Annotated in this window: 25 protein-coding genes and 1 tRNA gene; 8 read left to right on the top strand and 18 right to left on the bottom strand. The window is 71.1% G+C overall.

The window, feature by feature from the left end:
• Positions 1 to 484 precede the first annotated feature (484 nt).
• Together ACIBK1_RS29475 and ACIBK1_RS29470 are read left to right on the top strand one after the other, a co-directional pair.
• Complete coding sequence (locus tag ACIBK1_RS29475) at positions 485 to 916, top strand: hypothetical protein (protein ID WP_076433984.1); 432 nt, start codon at positions 485 to 487, stop codon at positions 914 to 916.
• Between the two features lie 70 nt (positions 917 to 986).
• The gene (locus ACIBK1_RS29470) at positions 987 to 2,204 is read left to right on the top strand and encodes an MFS transporter (protein ID WP_396738968.1); all 1,218 of its coding nucleotides are present in this window, start codon (positions 987 to 989) and stop codon (positions 2,202 to 2,204) included.
• Positions 2,205 to 2,208: 4 nt separating this feature from the next.
• On the opposite strand, the gene ACIBK1_RS29465 is transcribed toward ACIBK1_RS29470, so the two are convergent.
• A complete protein-coding gene (locus ACIBK1_RS29465; protein ID WP_030507582.1) occupies positions 2,209 to 3,348 on the bottom strand; it encodes a cystathionine gamma-synthase in 1,140 nt (379 codons plus the stop codon).
• Positions 3,349 to 3,630: 282 nt separating this feature from the next.
• Positions 3,631 to 5,001 carry a cystathionine beta-synthase gene (locus tag ACIBK1_RS29460; protein ID WP_030507583.1) on the bottom strand — a complete coding sequence of 457 codons (1,371 nt, stop codon included), beginning with the start codon at positions 4,999 to 5,001 and terminating at the stop codon, positions 3,631 to 3,633.
• Positions 5,002 to 5,122: 121 nt separating this feature from the next.
• On the opposite strand from ACIBK1_RS29460, the gene ACIBK1_RS29455 reads away from it, so the two are divergent.
• The 3 genes from ACIBK1_RS29455 to ACIBK1_RS29445 all read left to right on the top strand — a co-directional run bounded on the left by ACIBK1_RS29455 (position 5,123) and on the right by ACIBK1_RS29445 (position 8,922).
• Entirely contained in the window at positions 5,123 to 6,097 is a 975-nt protein-coding gene (locus ACIBK1_RS29455) for an SGNH/GDSL hydrolase family protein (RefSeq protein WP_030507584.1), read from the top strand.
• 47 nt (positions 6,098 to 6,144) lie between these two features.
• A complete protein-coding gene (locus ACIBK1_RS29450) occupies positions 6,145 to 7,512 on the top strand; it encodes an outer membrane protein assembly factor BamB family protein (RefSeq protein WP_030507585.1) in 1,368 nt (455 codons plus the stop codon).
• A gap of 192 nt (positions 7,513 to 7,704) precedes the next feature.
• Positions 7,705 to 8,922 carry an acetyl-CoA C-acetyltransferase gene (locus tag ACIBK1_RS29445; protein WP_396738965.1) on the top strand — a complete coding sequence of 406 codons (1,218 nt, stop codon included), beginning with the start codon at positions 7,705 to 7,707 and terminating at the stop codon, positions 8,920 to 8,922.
• A 75-nt stretch (positions 8,923 to 8,997) separates the two neighbouring features.
• On the opposite strand, the gene ACIBK1_RS29440 is transcribed toward ACIBK1_RS29445, so the two are convergent.
• The 3 genes from ACIBK1_RS29440 to ACIBK1_RS29430 form a co-directional block, all read right to left on the bottom strand.
• Entirely contained in the window at positions 8,998 to 9,408 is a 411-nt protein-coding gene (locus ACIBK1_RS29440; protein WP_030507587.1) for a PPOX class F420-dependent oxidoreductase, read from the bottom strand.
• Positions 9,409 to 9,669: 261 nt separating this feature from the next.
• Positions 9,670 to 9,888, bottom strand: a complete 219-nt coding sequence (locus ACIBK1_RS29435; RefSeq protein WP_030507588.1) for a DUF4287 domain-containing protein — start codon at positions 9,886 to 9,888, stop codon at positions 9,670 to 9,672.
• A 187-nt stretch (positions 9,889 to 10,075) separates the two neighbouring features.
• Positions 10,076 to 10,861, bottom strand: a complete 786-nt coding sequence (locus tag ACIBK1_RS29430) for a Bax inhibitor-1/YccA family protein (RefSeq protein ID WP_030507589.1) — start codon at positions 10,859 to 10,861, stop codon at positions 10,076 to 10,078.
• A gap of 434 nt (positions 10,862 to 11,295) precedes the next feature.
• On the opposite strand from ACIBK1_RS29430, the gene ACIBK1_RS29425 reads away from it, so the two are divergent.
• A complete protein-coding gene (locus ACIBK1_RS29425) occupies positions 11,296 to 12,801 on the top strand; it encodes a sensor histidine kinase (protein WP_081903468.1) in 1,506 nt (501 codons plus the stop codon).
• Between the two features lie 6 nt (positions 12,802 to 12,807).
• On the opposite strand, the gene ACIBK1_RS29420 is transcribed toward ACIBK1_RS29425, so the two are convergent.
• The 6 genes from ACIBK1_RS29420 to ACIBK1_RS29395 all read right to left on the bottom strand — a co-directional run bounded on the left by ACIBK1_RS29420 (position 12,808) and on the right by ACIBK1_RS29395 (position 18,384).
• Positions 12,808 to 13,779, bottom strand: coding sequence for an asparaginase (locus ACIBK1_RS29420; RefSeq protein WP_030507591.1), 972 nt, complete (start codon positions 13,777 to 13,779; stop codon positions 12,808 to 12,810).
• The gene (locus ACIBK1_RS29415) at positions 13,776 to 14,609 is read right to left on the bottom strand and encodes a Clp protease N-terminal domain-containing protein (protein ID WP_396738962.1); all 834 of its coding nucleotides are present in this window, start codon (positions 14,607 to 14,609) and stop codon (positions 13,776 to 13,778) included. Before ACIBK1_RS29415 ends, ACIBK1_RS29420 begins: the two co-directional genes overlap by 4 nt.
• Before the next feature lie 56 nt (positions 14,610 to 14,665).
• Complete coding sequence (locus ACIBK1_RS29410) at positions 14,666 to 15,328, bottom strand: trypsin-like serine protease (RefSeq protein WP_396738960.1); 663 nt, start codon at positions 15,326 to 15,328, stop codon at positions 14,666 to 14,668.
• Positions 15,329 to 15,743: 415 nt separating this feature from the next.
• Positions 15,744 to 15,816: transfer RNA gene (locus tag ACIBK1_RS29405), tRNA-Leu, on the bottom strand.
• Positions 15,817 to 16,069: 253 nt separating this feature from the next.
• Positions 16,070 to 17,404: an NAD(P)/FAD-dependent oxidoreductase gene (locus ACIBK1_RS29400; protein ID WP_036406197.1), complete on the bottom strand. Its 1,335-nt coding sequence runs from the start codon at positions 17,402 to 17,404 to the stop codon at positions 16,070 to 16,072.
• Positions 17,405 to 17,580: 176 nt separating this feature from the next.
• Positions 17,581 to 18,384, bottom strand: coding sequence for a uracil-DNA glycosylase (locus ACIBK1_RS29395; protein ID WP_396738958.1), 804 nt, complete (start codon positions 18,382 to 18,384; stop codon positions 17,581 to 17,583).
• Between the two features lie 137 nt (positions 18,385 to 18,521).
• On the opposite strand from ACIBK1_RS29395, the gene ACIBK1_RS29390 reads away from it, so the two are divergent.
• Positions 18,522 to 19,727: a cytochrome P450 family protein gene (locus ACIBK1_RS29390; protein ID WP_231513850.1), complete on the top strand. Its 1,206-nt coding sequence runs from the start codon at positions 18,522 to 18,524 to the stop codon at positions 19,725 to 19,727.
• A gap of 85 nt (positions 19,728 to 19,812) precedes the next feature.
• On the opposite strand, the gene ACIBK1_RS29385 is transcribed toward ACIBK1_RS29390, so the two are convergent.
• The 3 genes from ACIBK1_RS29385 to ACIBK1_RS29375 all read right to left on the bottom strand — a co-directional run bounded on the left by ACIBK1_RS29385 (position 19,813) and on the right by ACIBK1_RS29375 (position 22,194).
• Complete coding sequence (locus ACIBK1_RS29385) at positions 19,813 to 20,823, bottom strand: HAAS signaling domain-containing protein (protein ID WP_396738956.1); 1,011 nt, start codon at positions 20,821 to 20,823, stop codon at positions 19,813 to 19,815.
• Complete coding sequence (locus ACIBK1_RS29380; protein WP_030507598.1) at positions 20,820 to 21,149, bottom strand: PadR family transcriptional regulator; 330 nt, start codon at positions 21,147 to 21,149, stop codon at positions 20,820 to 20,822. Before ACIBK1_RS29380 ends, ACIBK1_RS29385 begins: the two co-directional genes overlap by 4 nt.
• Before the next feature lie 61 nt (positions 21,150 to 21,210).
• Entirely contained in the window at positions 21,211 to 22,194 is a 984-nt protein-coding gene (locus tag ACIBK1_RS29375) for a zinc-binding alcohol dehydrogenase family protein (RefSeq protein WP_396738954.1), read from the bottom strand.
• 81 nt (positions 22,195 to 22,275) lie between these two features.
• Here ACIBK1_RS29375 and ACIBK1_RS29370 point away from each other — a divergent pair, with 81 nt between their 5' ends.
• Positions 22,276 to 22,623, top strand: a complete 348-nt coding sequence (locus ACIBK1_RS29370) for an ArsR/SmtB family transcription factor (protein WP_030507600.1) — start codon at positions 22,276 to 22,278, stop codon at positions 22,621 to 22,623.
• A gap of 82 nt (positions 22,624 to 22,705) precedes the next feature.
• Here ACIBK1_RS29370 and ACIBK1_RS29365 read toward each other — a convergent pair whose 3' ends face one another.
• The 4 genes from ACIBK1_RS29365 to eno all read right to left on the bottom strand — a co-directional run bounded on the left by ACIBK1_RS29365 (position 22,706) and on the right by eno (position 26,226).
• Positions 22,706 to 23,644, bottom strand: a complete 939-nt coding sequence (locus ACIBK1_RS29365; RefSeq protein WP_396738952.1) for a Ppx/GppA phosphatase family protein — start codon at positions 23,642 to 23,644, stop codon at positions 22,706 to 22,708.
• A 67-nt stretch (positions 23,645 to 23,711) separates the two neighbouring features.
• Positions 23,712 to 24,332, bottom strand: a complete 621-nt coding sequence (locus ACIBK1_RS29360; RefSeq protein ID WP_081903469.1) for a DUF501 domain-containing protein — start codon at positions 24,330 to 24,332, stop codon at positions 23,712 to 23,714.
• Positions 24,329 to 24,790, bottom strand: coding sequence for an FtsB family cell division protein (locus tag ACIBK1_RS29355; RefSeq protein WP_063754597.1), 462 nt, complete (start codon positions 24,788 to 24,790; stop codon positions 24,329 to 24,331). Before ACIBK1_RS29355 ends, ACIBK1_RS29360 begins: the two co-directional genes overlap by 4 nt.
• A gap of 155 nt (positions 24,791 to 24,945) precedes the next feature.
• A complete protein-coding gene (gene eno, locus ACIBK1_RS29350) occupies positions 24,946 to 26,226 on the bottom strand; it encodes a phosphopyruvate hydratase (protein ID WP_030507604.1) in 1,281 nt (426 codons plus the stop codon).
• Between the last annotated feature and the right edge of the window lie 43 nt (positions 26,227 to 26,269).

Below are 26,269 nucleotides of genomic sequence, written 5' to 3'. Positions count from 1 at the left end.
CTGTCCGGGTACGACGCTGTACGGATGCCGCAAAGTGGTTCACCACCCGTCATGCGGGCATTGGTAAGCGCATCGGCGTGATTCGGGGGCGCGTTGCCGAACGACGGATGGTGACCGGACGAGCTGCGGACGGCGGGCGCGAGCGGGGAGACGGCGGCCGTGGTTTCCGGAGACCGACACCGGGAGATCGATAATCGATTGCCGACCGGGTTGCAATCGGCGGACGATAGACAGGCATCCCCTGTTCGCGCTGGTCGTTCCACATGCCCGGTGGAAGGAGCGCTCCCATGTTCGCAGCGGTCGGCCTCGTCGTTCTCATGATTCTCACCGGAGTGCTGTACGAGATGGCGGTCCACAACCGCCCCCGTCGCCGGAAGTAGTTCCGCGACACCTCGGCGCCTCGGCGTCCGACGCGCCCGACGCGCACGCGACGAGGGCGTCCGGGCGACTGCGGGGCGATCAGTCCAGGCGATAGCCTCTGCCCATGTCGCCTCTCGACCATCTGCTGCTGTGGTTGCACATAGGGTTCGCGATCTTCGCGCTCGGTCCGCTCACGGCGGTCACGAGCGTCACGCCGCGTTACATCCGGGCGCGCGATCTGAGCGTGCTGCGGTATCTGCACCGCGCGACCCGGATGTTCGGCCTGCTCACGATCGGGGTCTTCCTGTTCGGCCTGCTGCTGGGCCGCAGCGCTCTCGGCGCGCCCTACCTGTCGGTGTCGATGACGCTGTTCGTCGTGGCGGCCGTCCTGCTGGTGATCGTCGAGCGTGACCAGCGTACGGCCATCGCGGCGCTGTCCACCGAGTCGCCGGAGGACGACGCCAAGGTGCAGACCGGCCGGATCGCCGCGCTGGGCGGCATCAGCGCCCTGATCTGGCTCGTCATCCTGTTCCTGATGGTCTTCTTCAACCCCTGAGAAAGATTCCCGCTTTCCCCTGAATGTCCGGTAGAACGTCTTTGACCGGAAACGGGGGAATGAGGAGCGGGTGCACCTTACGACGCAACGCCGGGCGGCGTGGGCGCTGGTCGCCCTCGCCGTCGGGGCCTTCACCTACGTCACCGCCGAGGTCCTCCCTATCGGGCTGCTCACGATCATGGCGGCCGACCTGGACCGGTCTCCGTCCGAGACGGGCCTGCTCGTGACGGGGTACGCCGCCGTCGTGGTGCTGGCGTCGCTGCCGCTCACCCGGCTGACCCAGCGGGTGCCGCGGCGCAGGTTGCTCACCGTCACGCTCGGCGTGTTCGTCGCGGGGATGCTGCTGACCGCCGTGGCGCCGAACTATCCGACGCTGCTGGCCGCCCGGCTGCTGGTCGCGGCCACCCAGGCGCTGTTCTGGTCGGTCGCGACCCCGGCCGCGGCGGCGATGTTCCCCCCGGAGATCCGGGGGCGCGCGATCGCCCGGATGTCGATCGGCAGCTCCCTCGGGCCCGTCCTTGGCGTCCCCGTGGGCACCTGGCTCGGCCAGCAGGTCGGCTGGCGGACCGCGTTCGCCCTGGCCGCCGCCGTCGGCCTGATCACCTGCGTGACCGTGGCGACGCTCATGCCCGGCCGCCGGCAGACCGACGCGGGCTCCGGCGGTCACGAACCCGGCCGCGGCGCGACCCCGGACGGTCGCCGCTACGCGCTGCTCATCGTCGCCACCGTCATCGGAGTGGGCGGCTACCTCACCGCGTACACCTACGTCACGCCGTTCCTGCTGGACTTCGGCGGTTTCGCCCCGTCCGCGCTCAGCCCGCTGCTCCTCGCGTCCGGGATCTCCGGGGTCGCGGGGACGATCGTGGTCGGCCGGCTGCTCGACAGCCGGCCGAGGGCCGCCCTCGTCGGGCCGCTCGCCCTCATCACGTGCGCGCTGCTCGCCCTGTACGTCTTCGGCGCCGTGCACGCGGTGGCGGTGGTGGCCATCTGCGTGACGGGCATGTCGTTCAGCGCGCTGGCGGCGGCCATCGCGAGCCGCGCGCTGCAGGTGGCCCCGGGCAGCACCGACATCGCCTCGGCCGGCAGCGGCTCGGCCTTCAACGTCGGCATCGCGGGCGGGTCGCTGCTCGGCGGCGCGCTCATCGACCACTCGGGGGTCCGCAGCGTGACCGTGGCGGGCGCCGTCCTGACCGCCGCGGCGCTCGCCGCCCTGCTGTGCGAACGGTGGGTGGCTCCCGCCCGCCCCTCCGCGCCGGAGCGTACGGCCCCGGCGCGGAGCGCGCGTTAGCGGCTCAGCCGAGGGCCTCGGTGAGGTCGGCCAGCAGGTCGTCGACGGTCTCGATGCCGACCGACAGACGGACCAGGTCGGCGGGAACCTCCAGCGGCGACCCGGCGGCCGACGCGTGAGTCATCCGGCCGGGGTGCTCGATCAGCGACTCGACGCCGCCGAGCGACTCCCCGAGCGTGAACAGCTTCGCACGGTTGCAGATCTCGACGGCGGCCTCCTCGCCGCCCTCGACGCGGAACGACACCATTCCGCCGAAGCGCCGCATCTGCTTGGCCGCGATCTCGTGGCCGGGGTGCTCGGGCAGGCCCGGGTAGAGGACCTGGACGACCTTCGGGTGCGACAGCAGCAGGTCGACCACGCGCTCGGCGTTGTCGCAGTGCCGGTCCATGCGCACGCCCAGCGTTTTGAGGCCGCGCAGCGTGAGCCAGGCGTCGAACGGCCCGGCCACCGCGCCCATCGCGTTCTGGTGGTAGGCCAGGCGATCGCCGAGGTCCGCCGACCGCGTCACCAGGGCCCCGCCGACCACGTCGGAGTGGCCGCCGACGTACTTGGTCGTCGAGTGGACCACGACGTCGGCGCCCAGGCTGAGCGGCTGCTGCAGGTAGGGCGAGGCGAAGGTGTTGTCGACCACGAGCACCGCGCCCCCGTCGTGGGCGACGGCCGCCAGGGCGGCGATGTCGGCGACGTTCAGCAGGGGATTCGTGGGCGTCTCCACCCAGATCGCCTTCGTGTCCGGCCGTACGGCGGCCCGCACCGCGTCCAGGTCGCCGAGCGGCACCGGGTCGAAGGAGACTCCCCACTCCTGGAGCACCCGGGAGAACAGCCGGTAGGTGCCGCCGTACGCGTCGTCGGGGATCACCACGTGGTCACCGGGCTTGCAGACGGTCCGCAGCAGCGTGTCCTCGGCGGCGAGGCCCGACGCGAAGGCGAGACCGCGCACGCCCCCTTCGACGGCGGCGAGCGCCTCCTCCAGGGCGGTCCTGGTCGGGTTGGCCGACCGGCTGTACTCGTAACCCGCCCGCAGGCCGCCCACGCCGTCCTGCTTGTAGGTGGACACGGCGTATATGGGAGGAACGACGGCGCCCGTGTGCGGGTCCGCCTCCTGGCCTGCGTGGATGGCCAGCGTCTCGAAACCTTGGTTCATGAGGTCGAGCCTACCCTCCCCCCGTGATCTTGCAGTTTGTCGCAAAAAGAGCCGTGAACTGCTCAAACACCTTTCGTGATCTTGAACTTATTCCCGGCCTCACCGCATGACCTGCCCGGACACGCTCCGTGATCTTTCATTTGCAAGATCACGGACGCTCGCTGCGCAGGCCAAGCGGGGTGCGCTCGATTTTCTGCATGATCACGGAGGGCGTACGCCCTGGTCAAGCCATGCCTCTGCGACAAACCACAAGATCACGCGGAGGGGGGTGGGAAGGGTGGGTCAGTGGTTGGCGAGGAAGGCCAGGAGGTCCTGGCGGGTGACCATGCCCACCGGCTTGCCGTCGTCGAGGACCACGGCGGCGTCGGCCTTCTCCAGCGCCTCGACCGCCCGGGCCACCGGCTCACCGGAACCGATCATGGGCAGCGGCGACGACATGTGGCCGCCGATCTCGTCCTCGGACCGCACCCGGCCGCGGTAGAGGCCCTCCAGCAGGTCGCGCTCCACGATCGAGCCGATGACCTCGGCCGCCATGACCGGAGGCTCCTCCTTCATGACCGGCAGCTGGGAGACGTTGTACTCCCGCATGATCGAGATCGCGGTGCCGACCGACTCGTGCGGGTGGACGTGGACGAACTCGGGCAGCCCCGGCGTCTTGCGCCCCAGCACGTCGCCGACCAGGCCCTCCTCGCTCGACGTGGTGAGGAAGCCGTAGTCGGCCATCCACTCGTCGTTGAAGATCTTCGACAGGTAGCCGCGGCCGCCGTCCGGCAGCAGCACGACCACGACGTCGTCCGGCCCCGCCGCCTGGGCCACCCGTACGGCCGCCACAACCGCCATGCCGCACGAGCCGCCGACGAGCAGCGCCTCCTCGCGGGCGAGCCTGCGGGTCATGCCGAACGAGTCCTTGTCGGAGACCGCGATGATCTCGTCGCAGATCGTGGTGTCGTACGTCGCGGGCCAGATGTCCTCGCCCACGCCCTCCACGAGATAGGGACGGCCGGTGCCGCCGGAGTAGACGGAACCGACGGGGTCGGCGCCGATGACCTTCACCCGGCCGCCGGAGATCTCCTTGAGGTACTTGCCGGTGCCGCTGATCGTTCCCCCGGTGCCGATGCCGGCGACGAAGTGGGTGATCCTGCCCTCGGTCTGCTCCCAGATCTCCGGCCCGGTGGAGTGGTAGTGGCTCGCCGGGTTCTCGGGGTTGGAGTACTGGTCGGGCTTCCAGGCGTTCGGGATCTCGCGGGCCAGCCGGTCGGACACCGAGTAGTACGAGTCGGGGTGGTCGGGCGAGACGGCGGTCGGGCAGACGACCACCTCCGCGCCGTACGCGCGGAGCACGTTGATCTTGTCCTGGGCGACCTTGTCCGGGCAGACGAACAGGCAGCGGTAGCCCTTCTCCTGCGCCACGATGGCCAGGCCCACACCGGTGTTGCCGGAGGTCGGCTCGACGATCGTGCCGCCGGGCTTCAGCTCGCCGCTCCGCTCGGCCGCTTCGATCATCCGCACCGCGATGCGGTCCTTCACCGAGCCGCCGGGGTTGAAATACTCCACCTTGGCCAGGACCTGGGCGGGCGCGCCCGCCGTGACCTTGCGCAGCCGGACGAGCGGGGTGTCGCCCATCAGCTCCACCAGCGAGTCGTGTACGCGCACCGCGATGACCACCTTATTTGCCGAAGCTTGTCAGCCTGCCGTCAGCCGGGATTCCGATAGGGGTGGCCGGAACTCGGCTAGTTTCTTCTTCAAACCGTACCGTGAGCAGGGAGGAGGGCGGGTGGTCTGGACGTCCGGCGCAGTGCGCGCCGCGCGGCGCATCGCCACCGCCGCCGCCCTGGGCGGAGGCGGGCTCACGGCGCTGGGAGCGGTCACATACGGCCTGCTGATGGCCGAGGCCATGGTGGCCCGGCGCATCGTGGGGCAGCCGCACGGGCTCGACGGCCCGCAGGCCGACGGCGTGTACGGCGCATTCCCCGGGGAGCCGATCCGGATGGCCGTCCTCGGCGACTCGACCTCCGTCGGCCTGGGCATGACCAGCCACGAGGACACCCCCGGCGTCCGCATCGCGTACGGGCTCGCGGCGGTGGCCGAGCGCCCGGTGCGCCTCACCGTGGTCGGCCAGTCGGGCGCGGCGTCGGTGGACCTCGGCGTCCAGGTGGACCGCGCGCTGGAGGCCCGGCCGGAGATCGCGGTCGTCTTCGTGGGGGCCAACGACGTCACCACGGCCACCCTGCCGGCCCGGGCCGTACGGCACCTGCAGAAGGCGGTGCGCCGGCTGCGCGAGGCCGGTGTGGAGGTGGTCGTGGGCACCTGCCCCGACCTGGGCACCGTACGCCCGATCGCCCAGCCGCTCCGATGGGTCACCCGGCGCTGGTCGCGGCAGCTCGCCGCGGCCCAGACGGTCGCCGTCGTCGAGGCGGGCGGGCGCACCGTGGCGTTCGCCGACCTGCTCGGACCCGAATTCGACGCGAACCCGGCAGAGATGTTCGGACCTGATCGTTTTCATCCATCTGCCCGAGGTTACCTACAAGCCGCGTACGCAGTGCTACCGTCTGTATGCGCCGCGTTGGGGTTGTGGCCCGAGCCGGAACCCGTGCGCGTCGAAGGATCGCAATACCTCTTGGCCGCAATGGCCGTGGAGGAACCCGGCACCGAGGTCACCGCGACCCGTGTCGCCGGCCGGGCGGTCGGCCCCCATGGACGGTGGGCGGCGCTGCTCCGCCGGAGACCCGGGCCGCTTCCGAACGCCTAGAGCCGGTTACCTCCTGCGGCCGGGCCATCACCCCCTGTAGGAGCGAAATGATCCGGCCCCAGCTGAACAACGCGAAACCCGCTCTGGCGCTCGCCGCGACCGCCCTGCTGGCCGGGGGCGCCCTCACCGGCTGCTCCGGCGGCGACGAGGCCGCCAAGGACTACCCGGCATGGCAGAACACGCAGGTGAACGCGGTCAGCCGGACCACCACGGGAGGCGGCGTCGCGGCCACCACCTCCATGCGGGCCGACGGCTCCCTGGAGACCGTCGTCCTCGACCTCACCACCGGCCGCCGGCTCTGGGCGCACCCCGCGACGATGGCGGGCCGGCTCCCCGGCATGGGGGTGCAGGCTCCGGCGACCGTGGCGACCAGCGGCGGGCAGGGCGTGGTGATCGCGCTCGATCCCCCCGCCGCCGGCAAGAAGGGCGCCACGCTGGTCGCCAGGGACGCCCGCACCGGGCAGCAGAGGTGGACCAGGCCCGTGCGGTCAACCTTCGGGCCGCAGCGCTGCGGGCCGTACGTCTGTGTCTCCGAGGACACCGCGCTCTCGACAGCGCGCGTCGTGGTTCTCGACCCCCGCGACGGATCCATGAAGTGGCGCCTGGCCGGCATCGCGGAGGTCGAGTGGTCCGACCCGTCCAAGGTCGTCCTGCTCAGGCTCGCCTCCCACCCGGTGCTGGAGGCCCGCACGCTCAAGGACGGCAAGACCGTCTGGCAACTGCCGATCGAGCAGGCCCTCGGCCCCGACGTCGACCTCAGCGGGGGCTGGGCCTTCGGCGCGACGGGCGACAAGATCATCGGATACGTCGCTCCGTACACCAACCCGCAGACCAAGGAGACCTCGACGTTCGGCCTGTTCTCCGCGCGCCTGACCGACGGGGCCGTCGACTGGATGCGGCCGTCCGTCGTCCGCGTCTACCCCAGCGGCAACCCCGCGTACGCGCCGGTCGTCCGGCCGGTCGACGAGCAGGGCCAGTATGGCGGGTTCGCCCGGCTCGACGCCGAGACCGGACGGGTGCTGGGGCAGATCACGCCCGCCCAGGTGCCCGGGTCGGGCTGGTGGCTCGCCTTCCCGCCCGAGATGAACAAGCTGGGCTTCCTCAAGCGCGACGCGCCCGGCTCGGTCTTCGACCTCAGCACGGGCGAGCCGACCCCGGTGAGCGGCGCGACCGGCTGGTCGTTCTGCGTGACCGACCCCAAGCCGCTGCAGCTGCGCGGCATGATCCCCGGGTTCTACTCGATCGCGGCGCTGTGCGAGTTCGACCTGGCCACGGGCAAGCGCAAGGACTCCTCCTCCGCGCCGCCCTCCTGGTTCACCGGCAGTCAGAACGGCTGGCGCCTGTGGCGCGACGAGAAGGGCGGCCTCCACGCCGTCAACGACGGCACCGCCACCTCCCCCGGCATGTACGGCTGATAGACGCCCAGACGAGGGAAGACGGCGGAATCAAGCGCTCCGGCGTGCGAAGCGGCAAGCACTGTGCAGTAGTACAAAATTCTGGTGAGTGAGGCCCAGGGCGTGGCGGGCGGCATACCGAGGGGTAACCTCCGGGGGAGGAGGCCCCCCGAACCCTGAGTGGAGGGGCACGAGATCAGGCAGGAGAGTCACATGCCCGAGGCAGTCATCGTGGCGACCGCGCGGTCGCCGATCGGCCGCGCCTTCAAGGGGTCACTCAAGGACATCCGCCCGGACGACCTGACCGTGCAGATGGTCCGCGCCGCGCTGGCGAAGGTGCCGCAGCTCGACCCGAACGACGTTGACGACCTCATGCTGGGCTGCGGCCTCCCCGGCGGCGAGCAGGGCCACAACCTGGGACGTGTGGTCGCGGTGCTGCTCGGGCTCGACAACGTGCCGGGCACCACGGTGACCCGCTACTGCTCCTCCTCCCTGCAGACGACCCGGATGGCGTTCCACGCCATCAAGGCGGGCGAGGGCGACGTGTTCATCTCGGCCGGCGTCGAGACCGTCTCCCGCTTCGTCAACGGCAGCTCCGACATGCCCCAGGCGCAGAACCCGCTGTTCGACGAGGCGAAGACGCGGACGGAGGAGACCACCAAGGGGGGCGCGCCGGTGTGGCACGACCCGCGCGAGGACGGCACGCTGCCCGACGTCTACATCGCCATGGGTCAGACGGCCGAGAACGTCGCGGCGTTGAAGGGCGTCTCGCGGCGCGAGCAGGACGAGTTCGGCGTGCGCTCGCAGAACCTCGCGGAGAAGGCCATCGCCAACGGCTTCTGGGAGAGCGACATCACCCCGGTGACGCTCCCCGACGGCACCGTGGTGAGCAAGGACGACGGCCCGAGGGCCGGCACGACGTACGAGGCGGTCTCGCAGCTCAAGCCGGTCTTCCGGCCGGACGGCACGGTGACGGCGGGCAACTGCTGCCCGCTGAACGACGGCGCCGCCGCGGTGGTCGTCATGAGCGACACCAAGGCGGCCGAGCTGGGCATCACGCCGCTCGCCCGGATCGTGTCGACCGGCGTCACCGGTCTGTCCCCGGAGATCATGGGACTGGGCCCGGTCGAGGCGTCTCGGCAGGCGCTCGCCCGCGCGGGCATGGCGATCGGCGACGTCGACCTGGTCGAGATCAACGAGGCGTTCGCGGCCCAGGTGATCCCCTCCTACCAGGAGCTGGGCATCGACATCGAGCGGCTCAACGTGAACGGAGGCGCGATCGCGGTGGGTCACCCCTTCGGCATGACCGGCGCCCGCATCACCTCCACGCTGGTCAACGGCCTCCGGTTCCACGACAAGTCGATCGGGCTGGAGACGATGTGCGTCGGCGGCGGCCAGGGCATGGCGATGGTGCTGGAGCGGCTGTCCTGAGCGACGGGATTCACGCCGGTCCCGGCAGGAGCCGAGACCGGCGTGAACTCAGCGGGAGCCGGGACCGGCGCGGACTCAGCCGTGGAAGTCGGGGCCCGCGCGCGTGGGCTCGACGCGGATGACCACTCGCTTGTCCCGGATCATGGCGGCGCGATAGTCGTCCCAGTCCGGGTGCTCGCCGCTGATGTCGCGGTAGTACTGCACCAGGTGCTCCATCGCGTCCGGCAGCGAGACGACGTGGGCGACACCCTCGATCTGCATCCACTCACCGTAGAAGGCGTCGGTCATCACGGTGAGCACGACCTGCGGATTCTCCCGGAGGTTACGGGTTTTCACGGCCGTCTCGCGGCTGCTGATCACGATGTAGCCGTCCTTGTCGCAGCCGACGGTCACCGGGGAGGTCTGCGGCCGCCCGTCCGGGTAGCGGGTCAGCATGACCGCTCGGTGGTTGCTCCTGACGAACTCACGCGCCTTGTCGAGATCCATACAACAATGATGCGCCCGCACCGGACCGGTGCGGGCGCGTCAGTGCTGCCTTCGGGACGGTAGTGCGGTTCCTACGCTGGCTCTCCCTACCTCGGGCCTGGGTACGCTGTCGGGGCCTTCGTACGCTGCCGGGACGGTGGCTGCCGGAAGAGCGCGACCGCCGGGAGCGCGTCCGCCCGCAGGACGCTGCTTGCGCGTGCTCGTGCGTGCTGTGCTCGTGCTGTGTGCGCGGGACGTCACTGCCGCCTCCCGCGCTCCGGTCTAGAAGCGACGGCGCCGTTCGTGCTCGAGGACGATGGCGGCGGCGTAGCCGTGGCTCAGCCCGTGCTCGTCGGCGAGCCAGTTGGCCCGCTCGTCACAGCGTAGGAACGACGGGCCGTTGTCGATGGCTTCGAACCACTCTGGGAGGTCGCGCCCGGTTATGGACGGGACGCGGGCGATCAGCTTGTTCTGGGTCTCCGGTGAGTGGTTCAACGACATGGGCACCTCCACGGAAAAGGCTGCTTTGTGTCACAGTGCATCACCGGTCCGCGCTTGACAAGCCCTCGGCGGCATTGATTTGTTACAGGATGTTGATCAAAAGTTGCGGCGCCGATCACCAGATCCTGATATAGAGCAACAAAGGGGCACCGCTCCCGGAGGAACGGCGCCCCTTGCGCTCGTACGGCTAGTCGTTGTTCGTGAAGTAGCTGATGAAGCGGAGGATCTCCAGGTAGAGCCAGACGAGGCTCAGGGTCAGGCCGAACGCCATCAGCCACGAGTAGCGCTCCGGCACGCCGGCCCGCACCCCCTGCTCGATCTCGCTGAAGTCGAGCAGCAGGAAGAAGCAGCCGAGCAGGATCATGCCGATGCTGAAGATCCAGCCGATAGGGCTGTCGGTGCGCAGGCCCAGGCCACCGCTGACGAAGATGCTCGCGATCCAGTTGATCAGCATGAGGCCGACCGCGCCGAACGCGGCGGCGACCACGAACTTGGCGAACTTGGGCGTCGGCCGGAAGATCTTCAGCGCGTACACGGCCAGCGTGCCGCCGAAGGCCACCATCGTGCCGAGCACGGCCTGCAGGACGATGCCGTTGTAGACAGTGTCGTACATGTGGCTCAGCACGCCGATGGCGACGCCGTAGCAGACGGAGTAGCCGAGGATCAGCGCCGGATTGGTGCTCTGCCGGAACGACACGATGAGCCCGAGGATCAGGCCCACGATCATCGCCGGCGCCGCGAGGCCCCAGCCGACGTTGAAGTACCAGGCCAGGGCGGCCGAAACGACGAGCGTGCCGAGGGTCATGAAGCCGCGCACCACGACGTCGTCGATCGTCATGGCCCGCGCCGCCGGGGGGGCGTACGAGGGCGCGGCGTACATCTGGTCCAGCTGCTGCACGCTGGGCGCCGGACCGGCCCACGCCTGCTGACCAGCGGCCCCACGCCGACTGAATATGGGGTTCTTACTCTCCATTCGCTTCCTCCAGGACGCGACTCACTGATCAGCCGCTGCGCGGCCTAGTGGGGATGGTGCCCGAGGAGCGGTGCTCTCACAAGTGGGAGCGCCACTCCACCGCAGTGGCAACGACCGGGCGGTCCGGCGAGTTCCCGCCGTCTCCCCATGGACGAGAACGGCCGGCACCGGCCGCGCAAGCAAACTTGAACAATTCATGTACTTGAGACCTTCAAGTCTGATGCTAACGTGGTGCGGAGCCACTAAGTAGCGGCCTGACCAGGTAGAACGTCTCAGCGATCATTCCACCTGCCGTTGCGAGCCTCTCGTTCCAACCGCACAGGCACAGCAGGCCCTCCGGACGGTCGCTTCGGCACCCGGGGGCCGCCCGGCCGCCGCCCGCGCCGGTGCCGGTGCCGGTGCCGCAGGGGAACGTCATCGCGAGGAGGACGGCGATGAAAGTCAGCGGACCACTGTTATTGCGAAGGTTCCGGCCTGATTCCATCCGAGGGCGTGTCACCGTCCTCGTCACAGCGTTCGCCACCCTGCTGCTGATCCCCACCGGGGTCCTGGGCAGCATCCTGGCCCGGCAGGCGTTCTCCAGCGCGGTCTGGCTCGACGCCCGGCAGGAGGCGGCGCTCACGGCCGCCGCGTGGCGTACGGGCCACTTCCACAGCGGCATCACCCCGCAGGTGGCCGGGATCGACCTGGTCCAGGTGGTGGCTCCCAATCGGCGGGTGCTCGCCACGTCGCCCGCGGCCCGGGGCATGCCCCCGCTCACGTCCTTCTGGCCGTCGGAGGACGATCCCATGCAGGACGTCGAGGCCTGCACGCACGACGGGATCGGGTGCCTGCGCCTGGCGGCGCTACGGGTGATGCCCGGGCCCGACTCCCCCGTCGTGTACGCGGGACGCCCCATCAACGGCTTCACGCCCGTCGGGATGTTCGATTTGCTCTTCACCGCGGAGGTATCCGTGCTCGTACTGCTCACCGCCTGGGCCACCTGGAAGGTGGCCGGACGCACCCTGCGCCCCGTCGAGGTCATCCGCAGCGACTTAGCCGCTGTGAACGTCAACGACCTGGACACCCGGGTGCCCGTACCGGGTGGGGACGACGAGATCGCGCGGCTCGCCCGCACCGTGAACAGCACGCTCGCCCGCATCGAGCAGGCGAAGATCACCACCGAACGGGCGCTGCGGCGGCAGCGTGAGTTCGCCGCGGACGCCTCCCACGAACTGCGCACTCCGCTCGCCGGCCTGCGCACGCAACTGGAGGAGGCGCAGCTTCACCCCGGCGAGACCGATCTGCCGTCGCTGCTCAGGGACGCGCTGCTCGACGTGGGACGGCTGGAAGCGATCATCGACGACCTGCTCCTGCTGGCGAAGGTGGGGGCGACGACCCCGGGCCGCAAACCTGTGGACCTGTCCGCACTGGTCAGGGACGAGGTCGCCCGCCGGACCGACCGGCTGCCGGTGCGCCTTGCGCTGGCGGACGGAGTCAGGATGCACGCCGCGCCACGCCACCTCGCCCGTCTGCTGACCAACCTGCTCGACAACGCGCAGCGGCACGCCCGCCGCGTGGTCGAGGTCGGGCTCCGGCGTGACGACGGCTTCGTCGAGTTGTGGGTCAGCGACGACGGTCCCGGCGTCCCGGAGTCCGAACGGGAGCGGATCTTCGAGCGGTTCGCCAGGTCGGACACGGCGCGCAGCCGGGGCCGCGGGGGCACCGGGCTCGGCCTGGCCATCGCCCGCGACATCGCCCGCGCCCACTGCGGCACCCTGGTGGCGGCCGAGTCGCCGTACGGCGGCGCCATGTTCGTGCTGCGCCTGCCGGTCTCCGGCTGCCCGCAGACCGCCGACGCCGCGCCTCCGCAGGCCGCGATCGACGGCGCCACCGGCCCGTACGCCGAGCCGTCGCAGGTGGCGGACGCCCCGGCGCCGGTGCACGAGCGACAGGCCTGACCGCGGTCAGAGCCGGGCGAACCAGTCGCGGACCGCGTGCCGCCCGCCCCCGCCGAGCGCCACCATCAGGGCGTACCTGGCCTTCGCCGGAGCCAGCCCCCGCGCCCCGATCGCGCCGACCTTCGCGGCCAGCCCCAGCCCCAGCGGCAGGTCCTCCAGCGCGACCGGCCGGGTGCGGCACCGCGAGGCGACCACCACGGGGATGTCCCACTCCGCCAGCTCGCTGAGGGCCCCGTACAGGGTGATCGGGATGTTCCCGGCGCCGGTGCCCTCCAGCACGACGCCCCTGGCTCCGGCGTCCACGACGGACGTGACGAGCGCGGCGTCCATCTCCGGATACGTCTTGATCAGCGCGACGTGCGTCTCCGGCTCTCCGCGTGCGTCCGGGGGCCGCGGCGGCGGCGTCGCCGTCATCTCGGCCCGGCCGTCCACCACCCGGCCGAGGATCGGCGCGGGGGCGGACGACATGGCCGGCACGCCGGTCGCGTCGGCCATCGTGACCCAGCGCGCCGCGTGCAGTTCGTCGTTCACGCAGACCACCGCGCCGACGCCGCGAAGAGCGGGATCGGCCGCCGCGACCAGGGACGACGCGAGGTTGCGCGGGCCATCGCTCGACAGCTCGTCCAGCCCGCGCACGGCGCCGGTCAGCACGATGCCGCCGCGCGGAGCGGCGGGGCCCGCGAGCAGGTCCGTGAGGAAGGCCGTCTCCTCGATCGTGTCCAGGCCGTGGGTGACGACCACACCGTCGAACCCCTCGTCCAGCAGGGCCGAGCGGGCACGGCGGGCCAGCCGCAGCATGGTGGAGGGCGAGGTGTCCCAGCTCGGCTCGGCCTGCACGTCCTCGGTCACGACCTCCACGCCGAGATTCCCGGGTACGGCCGCCAGCAGGTCGGCGGCCGTCGCGAGCCCCGGACGGCTGGTGCGACGGGCGTACGCCATGACGTCGCCCGTCGCCACCAGCAGAACCCGTCCGGTCACGGTGCGTCGTCCTCGGCGGGCGCGGCGACTCCGGCGTGCTGTTCGAGCCGCTCGATGCGCCGCAGGAGCGGAGCGATCTCCTGACGGACGGCCGCCGCCACCGCCTGCATGGCCGCCTGGGAGGAGGCCGCGGGAGCGGACGGAGACGCGTCCTGAGACGCGGAGGCGCCCTGCGCCTGCGCCCGGAGGTGGACGTAGCCGGCGAGCGCCGCGGCGACCGCGCGCCGCGTGAGGCGCGGCTCGGCGCCGCGCTCGCGCAGCACGTGCCCGCCGATCCCGTCGGGCTCGGCGACCAGACCGAGCAGCAGGTGCTCGCACCCGATGTAGTTGTGCCCCAGCGCATGGGCCTCGGTGACCGCCAGTTCGAGGGCGTTGGCCGCGTGCGCGTCGAACCGGCTCGGACCGTCCTTCCGCGCTCCCTCGTCCTCTGGCCGTTCGGAGCCTGCCGCCGCGGCGGGTACGGACGGGCGGCGGCTCGCGAGGTCGCGCTCGATCAGAGTGGGCTCGATCTCCATGGCCCGCAGGACGTGCAGGGCGAGGTTCTGCCCCTCGGCCAGCATCGCGGCGAGCAGGTGCTCGGTGCCGATGCTGGTGGCGTTCTCGGCCCGGGCCTGGTCCAGCGCCAGCCGGAAGACGGCGCGGGTCCTGGGAGTGAAGTGCGACAACCGGGGGTCGTCGATCTCGAAGTCGCCGAGGATGCTCTCGCGGATGGCGCTCACGCGGCGGACCGCCTGCTCCAGCGCCCGCTGGCAGATCGCGGACACCGGAAGCGCCGCTTCCTTGACCGCCTCCGCCAGATCATCTGGGAGGTACACGTTGATCTTAGGCATGCATCATTCATACCCCCATAGGGGTTACATGTCTACCCCCAACCGCGAGAACGGCGTCAGGGAAGCGTGACGTACTTGCCGAGGAACTCCCTGACCTCGGGGATGTCCAGGCGGTAGTCGACGTTGGTCGTCTTGCAGGCGTCGTCCACTCCGCTGATCGTCGTGGCCACGAGCAGCTTCGAGTCCGGGCCTCCCAGGTAGTTGGGGCCGCCCGAGTCGCCGTAGCAGGTCCCGCCCTCCTCGCGCGAGGGGTTCGGCACCAGGTCGAGCCACCTGCTGCCGAGGCGCTTGTAGGAGATGGACGTCTGGCTGCGCGTGTCGGTGTAGCGGTACCGCCATCCGTGCCGCTTCTTGACGGGGTCCACGGAGCCGTACCCGACCGGGGTGAAGCGCGCGGCCTGCAGGCGGCCGTCGGCCTTGAGCTGGTCGAGCAGGCCCAGGGACGGCAGCTTCGCCGGGGCGATGCCGGCAACGGGCTCGGGGAAGATCACGACCGCCATGTCATAGGCGTCGCCCTTGTATCTCGAGTCGGGCACGTAGCGACCGGTGTAGAACTTCCCCCCGGGCTGGTAGTGGCCGGCGAAGGAGACCCGGGCCGTCTTCTGGCCCTTGCCGCCGCAGTGGGCGGCCGTGAGGAAGACGGTCGGCGAGATGAGGGTGCCGGTGCAGTACGACCACGTGCCGTCGCTCTCCGGCTCGTCGCCGATGAGGGCTCCCACTTCCGGGTGCTGAGTGTTATCGACCGAGCCATGGGTGATGGCCGACGCAGGCGAGGCGATACCAGCCACCAAGCCGGTAAGAACCATGACAAAAGGGACGAAACGCATGCCCGAATGTATCCGAGCATGGGCTCCCTATGACAAAGCGGAACGAGAAGATCTACCGACTGACCTGGGTGAAACGGGGACTTCCCGCGCGCTCACCGGACACGCGAAGACCGGCCCTGAGCCGGCCACAGCACGAGCGTGCCGAGAAGGGGCCGCGTGAGGGGGCCCCGGCAAAAGACCATGTGAAAGGACCATGTGAAAGGGCCGTGTGAAGGGCCCCGGTTCGGCGAAGGGCGTCGTGAGGCCCCACTCGCCTCGATGCTCGCTGTCCTGCCGGTCGATGCTTCGGTGTCTTGCCGGGCGCCAGTGCCCCCGGTGGGACTCGAACCCACACCACAGCCCTTTTAAGGGGCTTGCCTCTGCCATTGGGCTACGGGGGCGCCGCGATCATATGTCACGGATCACTCCTCTGTAAGCAAGTTACGTCTTACGCGGCTTGTCCCCCTTTCCACAGCGCGTGAACGGCACGCCGGGGAGCCACCCGGTCAAGGTCCGGGAGACCGTCCGCACCTTCTCCCCCGTCCACCACACCAGCATGTCAGAGCACACGGACACGCGACGGCCCGGCGGGTGTGCGCCGCCGGGCCGTCACGTGTCCTGGGGCCGTCCGCCGGCCCGTCCCCGCCGGGCGGGTCAGCGCTTGGGCCCGCTCTTCGCGGCCGCCCTGAACTCGTCGCGCGGGTGCTCGATCTCGCCGAGAGAGATCGTCTCTCGCTTGAAGAACAGCGACATCGTCCAGTCCATCACCACGCGGACCTTCCGGTTGACGGTGGGGACCCGCGACAGGTGGTAGGTGCGGTGCATGAACCAGGCGGGGAAGCCGCGCAGCTTCATGCCGTAGACGTTCGCGACACCCCGGTAGAGGCCGAGCCCGGCGACCGACCCGGCGTACTTGTGCCGGTAGTCCTCCAGCTTCTGCCCGCGCAGGTACGCGGTGATGTTGTCGCCGAGGACCTTCGCCTGCCGTACGGCGTGCTGGGCGTTGGGCGCGCAGTACTGGCCGGGGTTGGTCACGTCGGGCACGCCCGCGATGTCACCGGCGGCGAAGGCGCCCTTGACGCCCGCGACGGTCAGGCGCGTCGTGGTCTTGATCCGGCCGCGCTCGTCGAGCGGCAGGTCGGTGGAGTTGACGATGGGGCTCGGCTTGACGCCGGCGGTCCACACGATCGTGGCCGACTCGAACTCGTCGCCGTCCGAGGTCTTGACCAGACCACCCTCGCACGACTGGAGGAACGTCTTCATCTTGAGCTCGATGCCGCGCTCGCGCAGCTGCTCCGCGGTCCACTCGCCCATCTCGGGACCGACCTCCGGCAGGATGCGGTCGGACGCCTCGATGAGAACCCAGCGCAGGTCCTTCTTGTCGATGCTCGGGTAGTACGTGACCGCGTCCTCGGTCATGTCCTCGAGCTCGGCGAGCGCCTCGATGCCCGCGAAGCCGCCGCCGACCACGACGAAGGTCAGCGCGCGGCGGCGCACGTCCTCGTCGTCGCTCGACTCGGCGCGGTCGAGGAGGGCCAGCACCCGGTTGCGCAGCGCGATGGCCTCGCCGACGGTCTTGAAGCCGATTGCCGCGTCCTCCAGGCCGGGGATCGGCAGCGTACGCGAGATCGAGCCGGCCGCCATGACGACGACGTCGTACTCGATCTCACGGGACTGGCCCGCGGCGGGCTCGAAGGTCAGCGTGCGCGCCTCGTGGTGCACCTTGGAGACCTTGCCGTTGAGGATGCGCACCTTGGGCAGCACCCGGCGCAGCGGGGCCACGACGTGGCGCGGCGAGATGTTGCCGGCCGCCGCCTCGGGGAGGAACGGCTGGTAGGTCATGTACGACTGCGGGTCGATGAGCGTGATCCGCACGCTGCCGTCGCGCAGCTCACGGCGGAGCGTGCGCTGGAGACGAAGAGCCGAGTAAAGGCCCACGTATCCACCGCCGACGATGACGACATGCTTCCAGTTGCGGTCTGCCACGATGCCCTCCCAGAGCTTGTGAAAGCATTCACAAGCCTACGTCACGAGTTGGCAATCGCACCATCGCGCCAGGGCCGAAGGTCCAGTGATTTTCCCCACTCCGCCATCTCTTGACGACATTTCCCTGGAAAATTCCCGCAATCTTCTCTCGGTGATCGACTTCACACTCGTGAATTGGTTCACAAGGTCGCCGTACCCAGCGCGGCGGCGCGGGCGAAGACCGCGTCGAGCATGTCCGCGGTGACCCGGCCGGTGAAGGTGTTCTGCTGGCTGGGGTGGTAGCAGCCGATCAACGTGACGGGAGCCACGCCGTGGGAGATCGGCACCTCCACCGCGTGGCCGAACCGCGGCCTGCGGGGTGGCAGCGTGAACCCGGCCTCGCGCAGCGCGGGCCACACCGCCTGCCAGGCGAAACCGCCGAGCGCCACGATCACCCGGGTCGTGCCCGCCACGAGCGCGAGCTCCCTGGACAGCCAGGGGAAGCAGGTGTCGCGCTCCTCGGGGGTGGGCTTGTTGGCGGGCGGGGCGCACCGGACCGCCGCCATCATCCGGGCGCCGATCAGCCGCTGCCCGTCGCCCGCGTGGACGCTGGTCTCCTGCGCGGCGAGGCCGGTGCGGTGCAGCGACGCGAACAGCCAGTCGCCGCTGCGGTCGCCGGTGAAGATCCGGCCGGTCCGGTTGCCGCCGTGCGCGGCGGGCGCCAGCCCGACGATGAGCGTGTGCGGCGCGTCGTCGCCCCACCCCGCGATCGGCCGGCCCCAGTAGGTCTCGTCGGCGAACGCCCGCCGTTTGACGTCGGCGACCTCCTCCCGCCACTCGACGAGACGCGGGCAGGCGCGGCACACCGACTGCCTGGCGGTCAGTTCGGCGACCGTACGGCTCTCTGCGGCGAGTTTGGCGACCTCGTGGGCGTCGTGGGCGACGGGGGTGTCCGGGCACGCCGGGTCACCCGGCCAGCCGGAACCGGGAGGAACGGAGCTCATGACACCGATCGTGCCAGGTCAGAAAATGTGCGTCCGCCAGAAGCCGGCTCTGGCGACACCTGCGAGTGTCACGAAGCGGTCATGCCGAGAAAGATTCCGATCTTTTCCGCCGCGCCGGAGGTGGGTACGTACGGCCCGTGTCCACCGACTCAGTCCCCCCGATGTTCGGCCCGGCGTTCGACGCCGACCCCTACCCCGCCTACGACTGGCTGCGCCGGAACGCGCCGGTGACCCGCGTGCCGCTGCCCGGCTGCGAGGCGTGGCTGGTCACGCGGTACGAGGACGCCGTGACCGCGCTGACCCATCCCGCCCTCGCCAAGGACCCGGCGGCCGGCTCGCCCGAATGGCGGGCCGCCTCTCTCGGCCTGCCCCTGGACCACCGGCCCGGGCTGGCCCGCCACATGATCAACGCCGACGGCGCCGACCACACGCGCCTGCGGCGGCTCGTGAGCGCGGCCTTCACACCCCGGCGGATGGCGGGGCTGCGGACGCGGGCGCTGGAGGTGACCGACGCGCTGCTCGACCGCCTCGACGGCCCGGAGACCGACCTCATCGCCGGTCTCGCCTATCCCCTGCCGATCACGATCATCTGCGACCTGCTCGGCGTGCCCGAGGAGGACCGCGCCGCCTTCCACCGGCACGCCTCCGTCATCGACTCGGCGGCGGCGTCCGAGGTGGAGGAGATCAAACGCGCCACGGACGCCCTGGAGAGCTTCCTGGCCGACCTGGTCGAGCTCAAGCGCTCCCGGCCGGGCGACGACCTGCTCACCGACCTCGTCCGGCGGTCCAACCAGGGCGAGATCGACAAGGACGAGCTCACCTCGACCGCGTTCCTGCTGCTGATCGCCGGCCACGAGACGACCGTGGCGCTGATCGGCAACGGCCTGCTCGCACTGCTGCGGCACCCCTCCCAGGCGGCGGCGCTGCGCGCCGACCTCTCCCTGCTGCCGGACTTCATCGACGAGATGCTGCGTTACGACGGTCCCGTACGGAACGCCACCTGGCGCTTTCCCACCGAGCCCGTCGTGATCGGCGGCCAGGAGATGCTGCCGGGGGAGCCCATCCTCGTCTCGCTGCTCGCGGCCAACCGGGACCCGGCCGCCTTCGCCGACCCGGACGCGTTCTCCCCCGGCCGGATCGGCGAGCCGCACCTCGCCTTCGGCCGGGGGCCCCACTACTGTGTCGGCGCGGCCCTGGCCAGGGTGGAGGGAGAGGCCGCGATCGGCCGGGTGCTCGAACGGTTCCCCGGCCTGGCCCTCGCTGCCGACCCCGCCGAGCTGAGCTGGTGGCCCAGCGCCATCATGCGCGGCCTGTTCTCCCTGCCCGTCCGCCTGCACGGCTGACGTCCCGCCCGGCTCCGGCCGCACGGCGCTCCTGACCATGCTGCGTGCGCTCGGGTCCGGCTGACTCCGCGTTTCCCGCTCGCGCCTATCGCGAGCGGCGAGACGGCTCGGCGGACGGCGACGGTGACGGCGAGCCGGACTGCTCGGCGGAGGGCGTCGGTGAGGCCGTGGCGTCCGTGGGCGCCGGCGTCGCGGGGACGCAGGTCGCCTCCGCCTCCGGTTCGGTGGGATCGGCGCGGCGCTCCACGGGCTTCAGCGGCAGCGGGTAGGCGTTGCGGATGGGCGGCTCCCCGTCACAGGGGATCACGATCTCCTGGTCGAAGCCCGGGTCCAGCATGATCGGGTTGCCGTCCTGGTCGTAGAGCCGGACGTTGTGCAACGGCGTCCCGTCCTCGGCGTACGGGAGGATGTTGGAGACGTCCCCGCCCAGCGAGGACACACTCTCCACCCGCATGCCCGGCGCGTACACCTCCGGCCGGGGGCCGTAGTCGAAGGCCACGCCGCGCGACGACGTGCTCGGGACGTCCGCCATCGCCGTGATCACGAGGACCGCGGCCACCAGATTGGCTCCGAGCAGCAGCACGCGGCCCCAGCGCGACGCTCGCGCGCGGCCCCGCCGGCCCAGCCACACCGACCCCCAGACGACCGCGAGCGTGAACACCCAGGCGGGGATGTCACCGGGGATCAGCCCGGGGGCGCTGATCGGCGCGAGCACGGCCAGCGCGATCGCGTAGCCCCGCAGCACCCACCACGCGGGACGCAGTTCCGGGGCGAAGACGGCGGCCTGACGGTAGGGCGGGAGCACGAGCAGCCGCGTGTGAACGCGCCGGACCGCTCCGCTCATCCGCTCGCGCAGCCGCCCGCCCAGCGAGGAGCCGCCGCTCGACGGCCGCCCGCCGTAGGCGGCCCGCAGCTCGGCCGCGTACGCCTCGGGGCCGCCGAGGCGTTCCTCCAGCGACATGCCCGGCTCGGCGGCGACCTCGGCGAGATGCTCGTCCAGGTCCTCCAGCAGCGCGTCCCTGTCCCGGGCGGGGAGATCGGCGAGCGCCGCGCGTACGGCGGCGGCGTAGTCCTGGGGCGTCATAGGGGGAGTCATCCCGGATCGACCTCCTTGAGCAGGTCGTTCATGGTGGCGGCGAAGGACGTCCAGGTCTTCGCCGAGGTCTGGAGGAGCGAGCGGCCCACGTCGTTGAGGCCGTAGTACTTGCGGTGCGGTCCCTCGTCGGAGGCGACCACGTAGGAGGTGAGCGCTCCGGCCTTGAAGAGCCGCCGCAGCGTCCCGTACACGGAGGCGTCGCCGACGTCTTCGAGCCCCACCTCGCGCAGGCGGCGTACGACGTCGTATCCGTAGCTGTCACGCTCGGCGAGCACCGCGAGGACCGCCAGGTCGAGAACCCCTTTGAGGAGCTGGCTGCTGTCCACGCATCGCACAGTACTACGCATTGCGTAATAGCGGCAAGATCCTCCGGTCCCTACGCGGCGTTCACGCGATCCGTACGACGTACTTGCCGCCGCCGCGGCCGTCGGCGAGCAGCTGGTGGACGTCCGGCACCCCGGCGAGAGAGTCGATCACGGTCACCGGCACATCCAGCAGGCCCTCCGCGATCAGGTCCAGCACACGGCTCAGTCCTCGCGCGACCCGGTGGGGCGCGCCGGCGGTGAGGGCACTGGCGCTGAAGCCGACGATCCCCACGTTGCCGCGCATCAGGCGAGGGTGGGGCGGCAACGGGGACGCCTCACCTCCTCCCGCGTTGCCGAACAGCACGATCCGGCCGCCGGGACCGGTGACCTCCAGGTCCAGTTCGAGCAGCTCGACGCCGAGCGGGTCGAGGACGACGTCCACGCCCTCGGGCGCCGCGGCCCGGATCGCGGCGCCCATCCCCTCGTCACGGACGACCACCCTGTCGTAGCCGGCGGACCGGGCCGCTTGGACCTTGTCCGCCCGGCCCACGGTGCCGATGAGCCGTCCTCCGCCGAGTGCGGGGACCAGCCGGGCCACGGCCGATCCGACGCCGCCGCTCGCGGAGTGCACGAGCACGCTCTCACCCGCGCCGAACCTCGCCGCGTCGGTGAGCAGCAGCAACGCGCTCGTCAGCATCAGCGGGGCGGCCGCGGCGAGGGAGGACGGCACGTCGTCCGGCAGCGGCACGGTCACGGCGGCGGGCGCCACGGCCACCTCGGCGAGACCGCCGGACGGGGTGAGTGCGGCCACCCGCTGTCCCGGCACGAGGCCGGAGACTCCCGGGCCCACCCGGCGCACGGTTCCCGTCACCTCTTTGCCCGGCACGAACGGCCAGGCCGTGACATAGCCCGGGTCTCCCCTGCGCGCCATCACATCGATGAAGTTGACGCCCGCGTGGGAGACGTCGACGGACACCTCGCCCTCGCCGGGCTCCGGCACCGGCATGTCCCCGACCTCGGTCAGGTCCGACCCGCGCGACGGTCCCGTCATCACCAACGCCTGCATGATCCGCTCCTCTTTCGATGTTCGTAGTACTACGAACGTCGTACCACAGTTGTACGATGGTTGTCGAAAGAGAGGTGGAAGATGCCCCGATCCCAACGCCGCCGGTCGGCATTGACGCATCCGGACGCCGCCGAGATCGACCTGCTCGACGTCCTCCACGCGCTGGCGGACCCCACGCGCATGACGATCGTGCGGACGCTGCGCGCCGAGCCGGAACGGGCCTGCGGCACGTTCCCGGTGGATGTGGCGCCGTCGACGCTCACGCACCACTTCCGGGTGCTCAGGGAGGCCGGTGTCATCCACCAGCGGGAGGACGGCAACCGCCGGTGGACCGCGCTGCGCCTGGCCGACCTCGACGGCCGGTTCCCGGGCCTCCTCGACTCGATCCTCGACGCCTACGAGACGAACGCCGGGGCCGTCGCCTCCTGAGGTCCTGGTTTTCGTGAGGGCAGGGTTTTCGTGAGGGCAGGGTTCTCGTGAGGGCAGAGGTCTCGTGAGAGCAGGGTTCTCGTCAGCCGAGGGACCAGGCGATGCCGTCGAGGATGTCGTGCTCGCTGACCACGACCTCGGGGAAACCGTAGCGGCGGACGATGCGGTCGAGGATGAGCGCGCCCGCGCCGATGACGTCCACCCGGCCCGGGTGCATGACCGGGATGGCCGCCCGCTCGTCGTGCGTCAGGCGCAGCAGCCGCGCGGACACCTCGTGAACCCGTTCTGCGGGGATGCGCGAGTGGTGGATGCGCGTGGGGTCGTAGGCGGGCAGGTCGAGCGCGATCCCCGCGACCGTGGTGACAGAACCGGCCAGGCCGACCAGCGTCCGCGCCGTACGCACCGGGACGTGCTCCTCGACCCGGTCCATGGCCGCCTCGATGTCGGCGACGGCCGCCTCCACCGTCCCGGCGCTCGGCGGGTCGTCGCGCAGGTGGCGCTCGGTCAGCCGTACGCAGCCGATGTCCACCGACAGCGCGCCCTCGACGGACCGGGAGCCGACGACGAACTCGGTCGAACCACCCCCGATGTCCACCACGAGATAGGGGGTCTCGGCCTCGGCGCCGGCGCGGGCCAGGCCGCGGGTCGCGCCGGTGAAGGACAGCCGCGCCTCCTCGTCACCGGTCACCACCTCGGGCTCCACGCCGAAGATGTCCCGCACCCCGGAGACGAAGTCGGCCCGGTTGGCGGCGTCACGGGTCGCCGAGGTGGCGACCACGCGGACCGGCACGGGACCGTCCGGGGAGTGCTCCCTGATCAGCTTGGCGTACCCGCGCATGGCCGTGAACGTCCGCTCCAGGGCCTCCGGCGCGAGCCGTCCCGTACGGTCGACGTCCTGGCCGAGCCTGACGATCTCCATCCGCCGTTCGACGTCGGCGAGGTCGTCGCCGGAGATATCCGCGATGAGAAGGCGGACCGAGTTGGTCCCGCAATCGATGGCCGCGACCCGCTTCGTCTTCACGCTCATCCCCTCCGGCCTCCGGTCGGCCCTCCACGCCACGACGGCGCTTCCGTTTCGGTCTCCCGGCCTATGGCTGCTCTGCGGAATTCTCCACGACCACGCAGGGGCCGCCGGCCCACCAGTCGGGCAGCGCGTCGAGCGCCTCCCGGCCGAACGGGTTGGCCCCCGGCGCGGCCAGTTCGTGGGCCACCAGCGCGTGCAGGCACTTGACCCGGCCCGGCATGCCGCCGGCGCTCTGCATGTCGCGCGGCAGCGGCTCCAGGCCCTCCTCGCCGGCCGCGCGGTCGCGCCGGGCGACGTAGTCCTCGTGGGCCGCCCGGTAGGCCTCGGCCAGCTCGGGGTCCTCCGCGAGCCGGGACTGCATGCTCTTCATCAGGCCGGACGACTCCAGCGTGCCGATCGCCGAGGCGGCTTTCGGGCAGGTCAGGTAGAACAGCGTGGGGAACGGCGCCCCGTCGGGCAGCCGGGGCGCGGTCTCCAGCACGTCGGGCAGGCCGCAGGGACACCGGTGGGCGACGGCCCGCACCCCGCGCGGCGGCCGCCCGAGCTGCGCCCGCGCCGCCGCCACGTCGGCGGGGTCCACACGGCCCGCGTGGCCTGCGTGGTCCGCCTGGTCGTCCGCCACGTCGATCTCCTCGCCCTTCACGCTTTCCGCCCCGCCGTTCCCGGTGGCGTCCGCCGTCCTCATCCCGCCGGCGCCGGCGCGGACGCCGATGCGGACGCCGTGGGTGCGGGGCTGCGCCCTGCCTCCGGTGCGGCGGGCCGCCCCTTGTCGGCCGCCTCGAACGACCGCCAGAGAGTGACGTACCAGGCGGGACGCTCCGGCTGCTTCGTCCCCGCCTTGGCGGCGGCGCTCCCGGCCGTCTCCTCGTCGATCACCTGGTAGCAGTCGGCGCCCGGCTCGCAGTAGAACAGCCGCTCCTTGGCCAGGCGCTTGACGTAGTCCGGATCCTCCAGCCGCCGCCGCCGCTGTTCCAGGTTCTGGAGCTTGCGCAGCGCGTTCGCCTGCTGCGCCTCCAGCTGGGCGATCTGCCGTCGCTGGGCGACGTACTCCCGCACGGGGTAGGCGAGGCTCATGGCGATGGCGCACACGACGACCGCGAGGATCGCCGCGCGCCCGGTGAGCTGCGGCCGCTTCGCCGCCACGAAACCACCCCTCCCGGTCGGTCAGCGTGTGGCCCGATCACAACGGCCACCACACTAACCGCCCGTCCCGGCCGTCCACGCCCGGACGGGGTACGGCATCGCCGCACCACGCGCCCGGGACGTGCCGGCCGGAGCCCTGCCCCCTGTGCCGCCCGCTACGCCTGGAAGCGCGGGAAGGCGGCGCGACCGGCGTAGCGCGCCGCGTCGTCCAGCAGCTCCTCGATGCGCAGGAGCTGGTTGTACTTGGCCACCCGGTCCGAGCGGGCCGGGGCGCCGGTCTTGATCTGGCCGCAGTTGGTGGCCACGGCGAGGTCGGCGATCGTGGTGTCCTCGGTCTCGCCGGAGCGGTGGCTCATCATGGAGCGGTAGCCGCTGCGGTGGGCCAGGTCGACCGCGTCGAGGGTCTCCGACAGCGTGCCGATCTGGTTGACCTTCACCAGCAGCGCGTTGGCCGCGCCCTCGGCGATGCCGCGGCCGAGCCGCTCGGGGTTGGTGACGAACAGGTCGTCGCCCACGAGCTGGACCTTGGCCCCGAGGGAGGCGGTGATGGCCTTCCAGCCCTCCCAGTCCTCCTCGTCCAGCGGGTCCTCGATGGAGACCAGCGGGTAGGAGCGGACCAGGTCCTCGTAGAAGGAGATCAGCTCGGCGGACGACACGCCCTTGCCGTCGATCGTGTAGACGCCGTCGTTGTGGAACTCGCTGGCCGCGACGTCGAGCGCGAGCGCGATGTCCTGGCCCGGTGTGTAGCCGGCCTTCTCGATGGCGACCAGGATCAGGTCGAGCGCGTCGCGGTTCGACGGCAGGTTGGGCGCGAAGCCGCCCTCGTCACCCAGGCCGGTCGCGTAGCCCTTCTCCTTCAGCACGCTCTTGAGCGTGTGGTAGGTCTCGGCGCCCATGCGCACGGCCTCGGAGAACGTCTCGGCGCCGATCGGCGCGATCATGAACTCCTGGATGTCCACGTTGGTGTCGGCATGCGCGCCGCCGTTCAGGATGTTCATCATCGGCACGGGCAGGATGTGCGCGTTCGGCCCGCCGACGTAGCGGAACAGGGGCAGGTCGGCGCTGTCGGCCGCGGCCTTGGCGACGGCCAGCGAGATGCCGAGGAGCGCGTTGGCCCCGAGCCGGGCCTTGTTGGGCGTGCCGTCCAGGTCGATCATCGTCTGGTCGATGAGACGCTGCTCCTCGGCGTCGAACCCGATGAGCTCGTCGGCGATCTCGTCGGTAACGCCGAGGACGGCCTTCTCGACACCCTTGCCGAGATAGCGCTTCTTGTCGCCGTCGCGCAGCTCGACAGCCTCGAACTGACCGGTGGAGGCGCCACTCGGAACGGCGGCACGGCCGGTGCTGTAGTCGTCCAGCAGTACCTCGACCTCGACCGTGGGGTTCCCACGGGAGTCGAGGATCTCGCGGGCGGTGATGGCCTCGATGGCAGCCACGAACGCTCCTAGCAAAATGGCGGGCGGTTTGCCACCCGAGCCT

Source organism: Microbispora rosea, assembly GCF_044460045.1.
Lineage (GTDB): Bacteria > Actinomycetota > Actinomycetes > Streptosporangiales > Streptosporangiaceae > Microbispora > Microbispora rosea.
The sequence above is the reverse complement of the archived record's forward strand: the minus strand, read 5'-3'. Positions and strand labels throughout refer to the sequence as shown.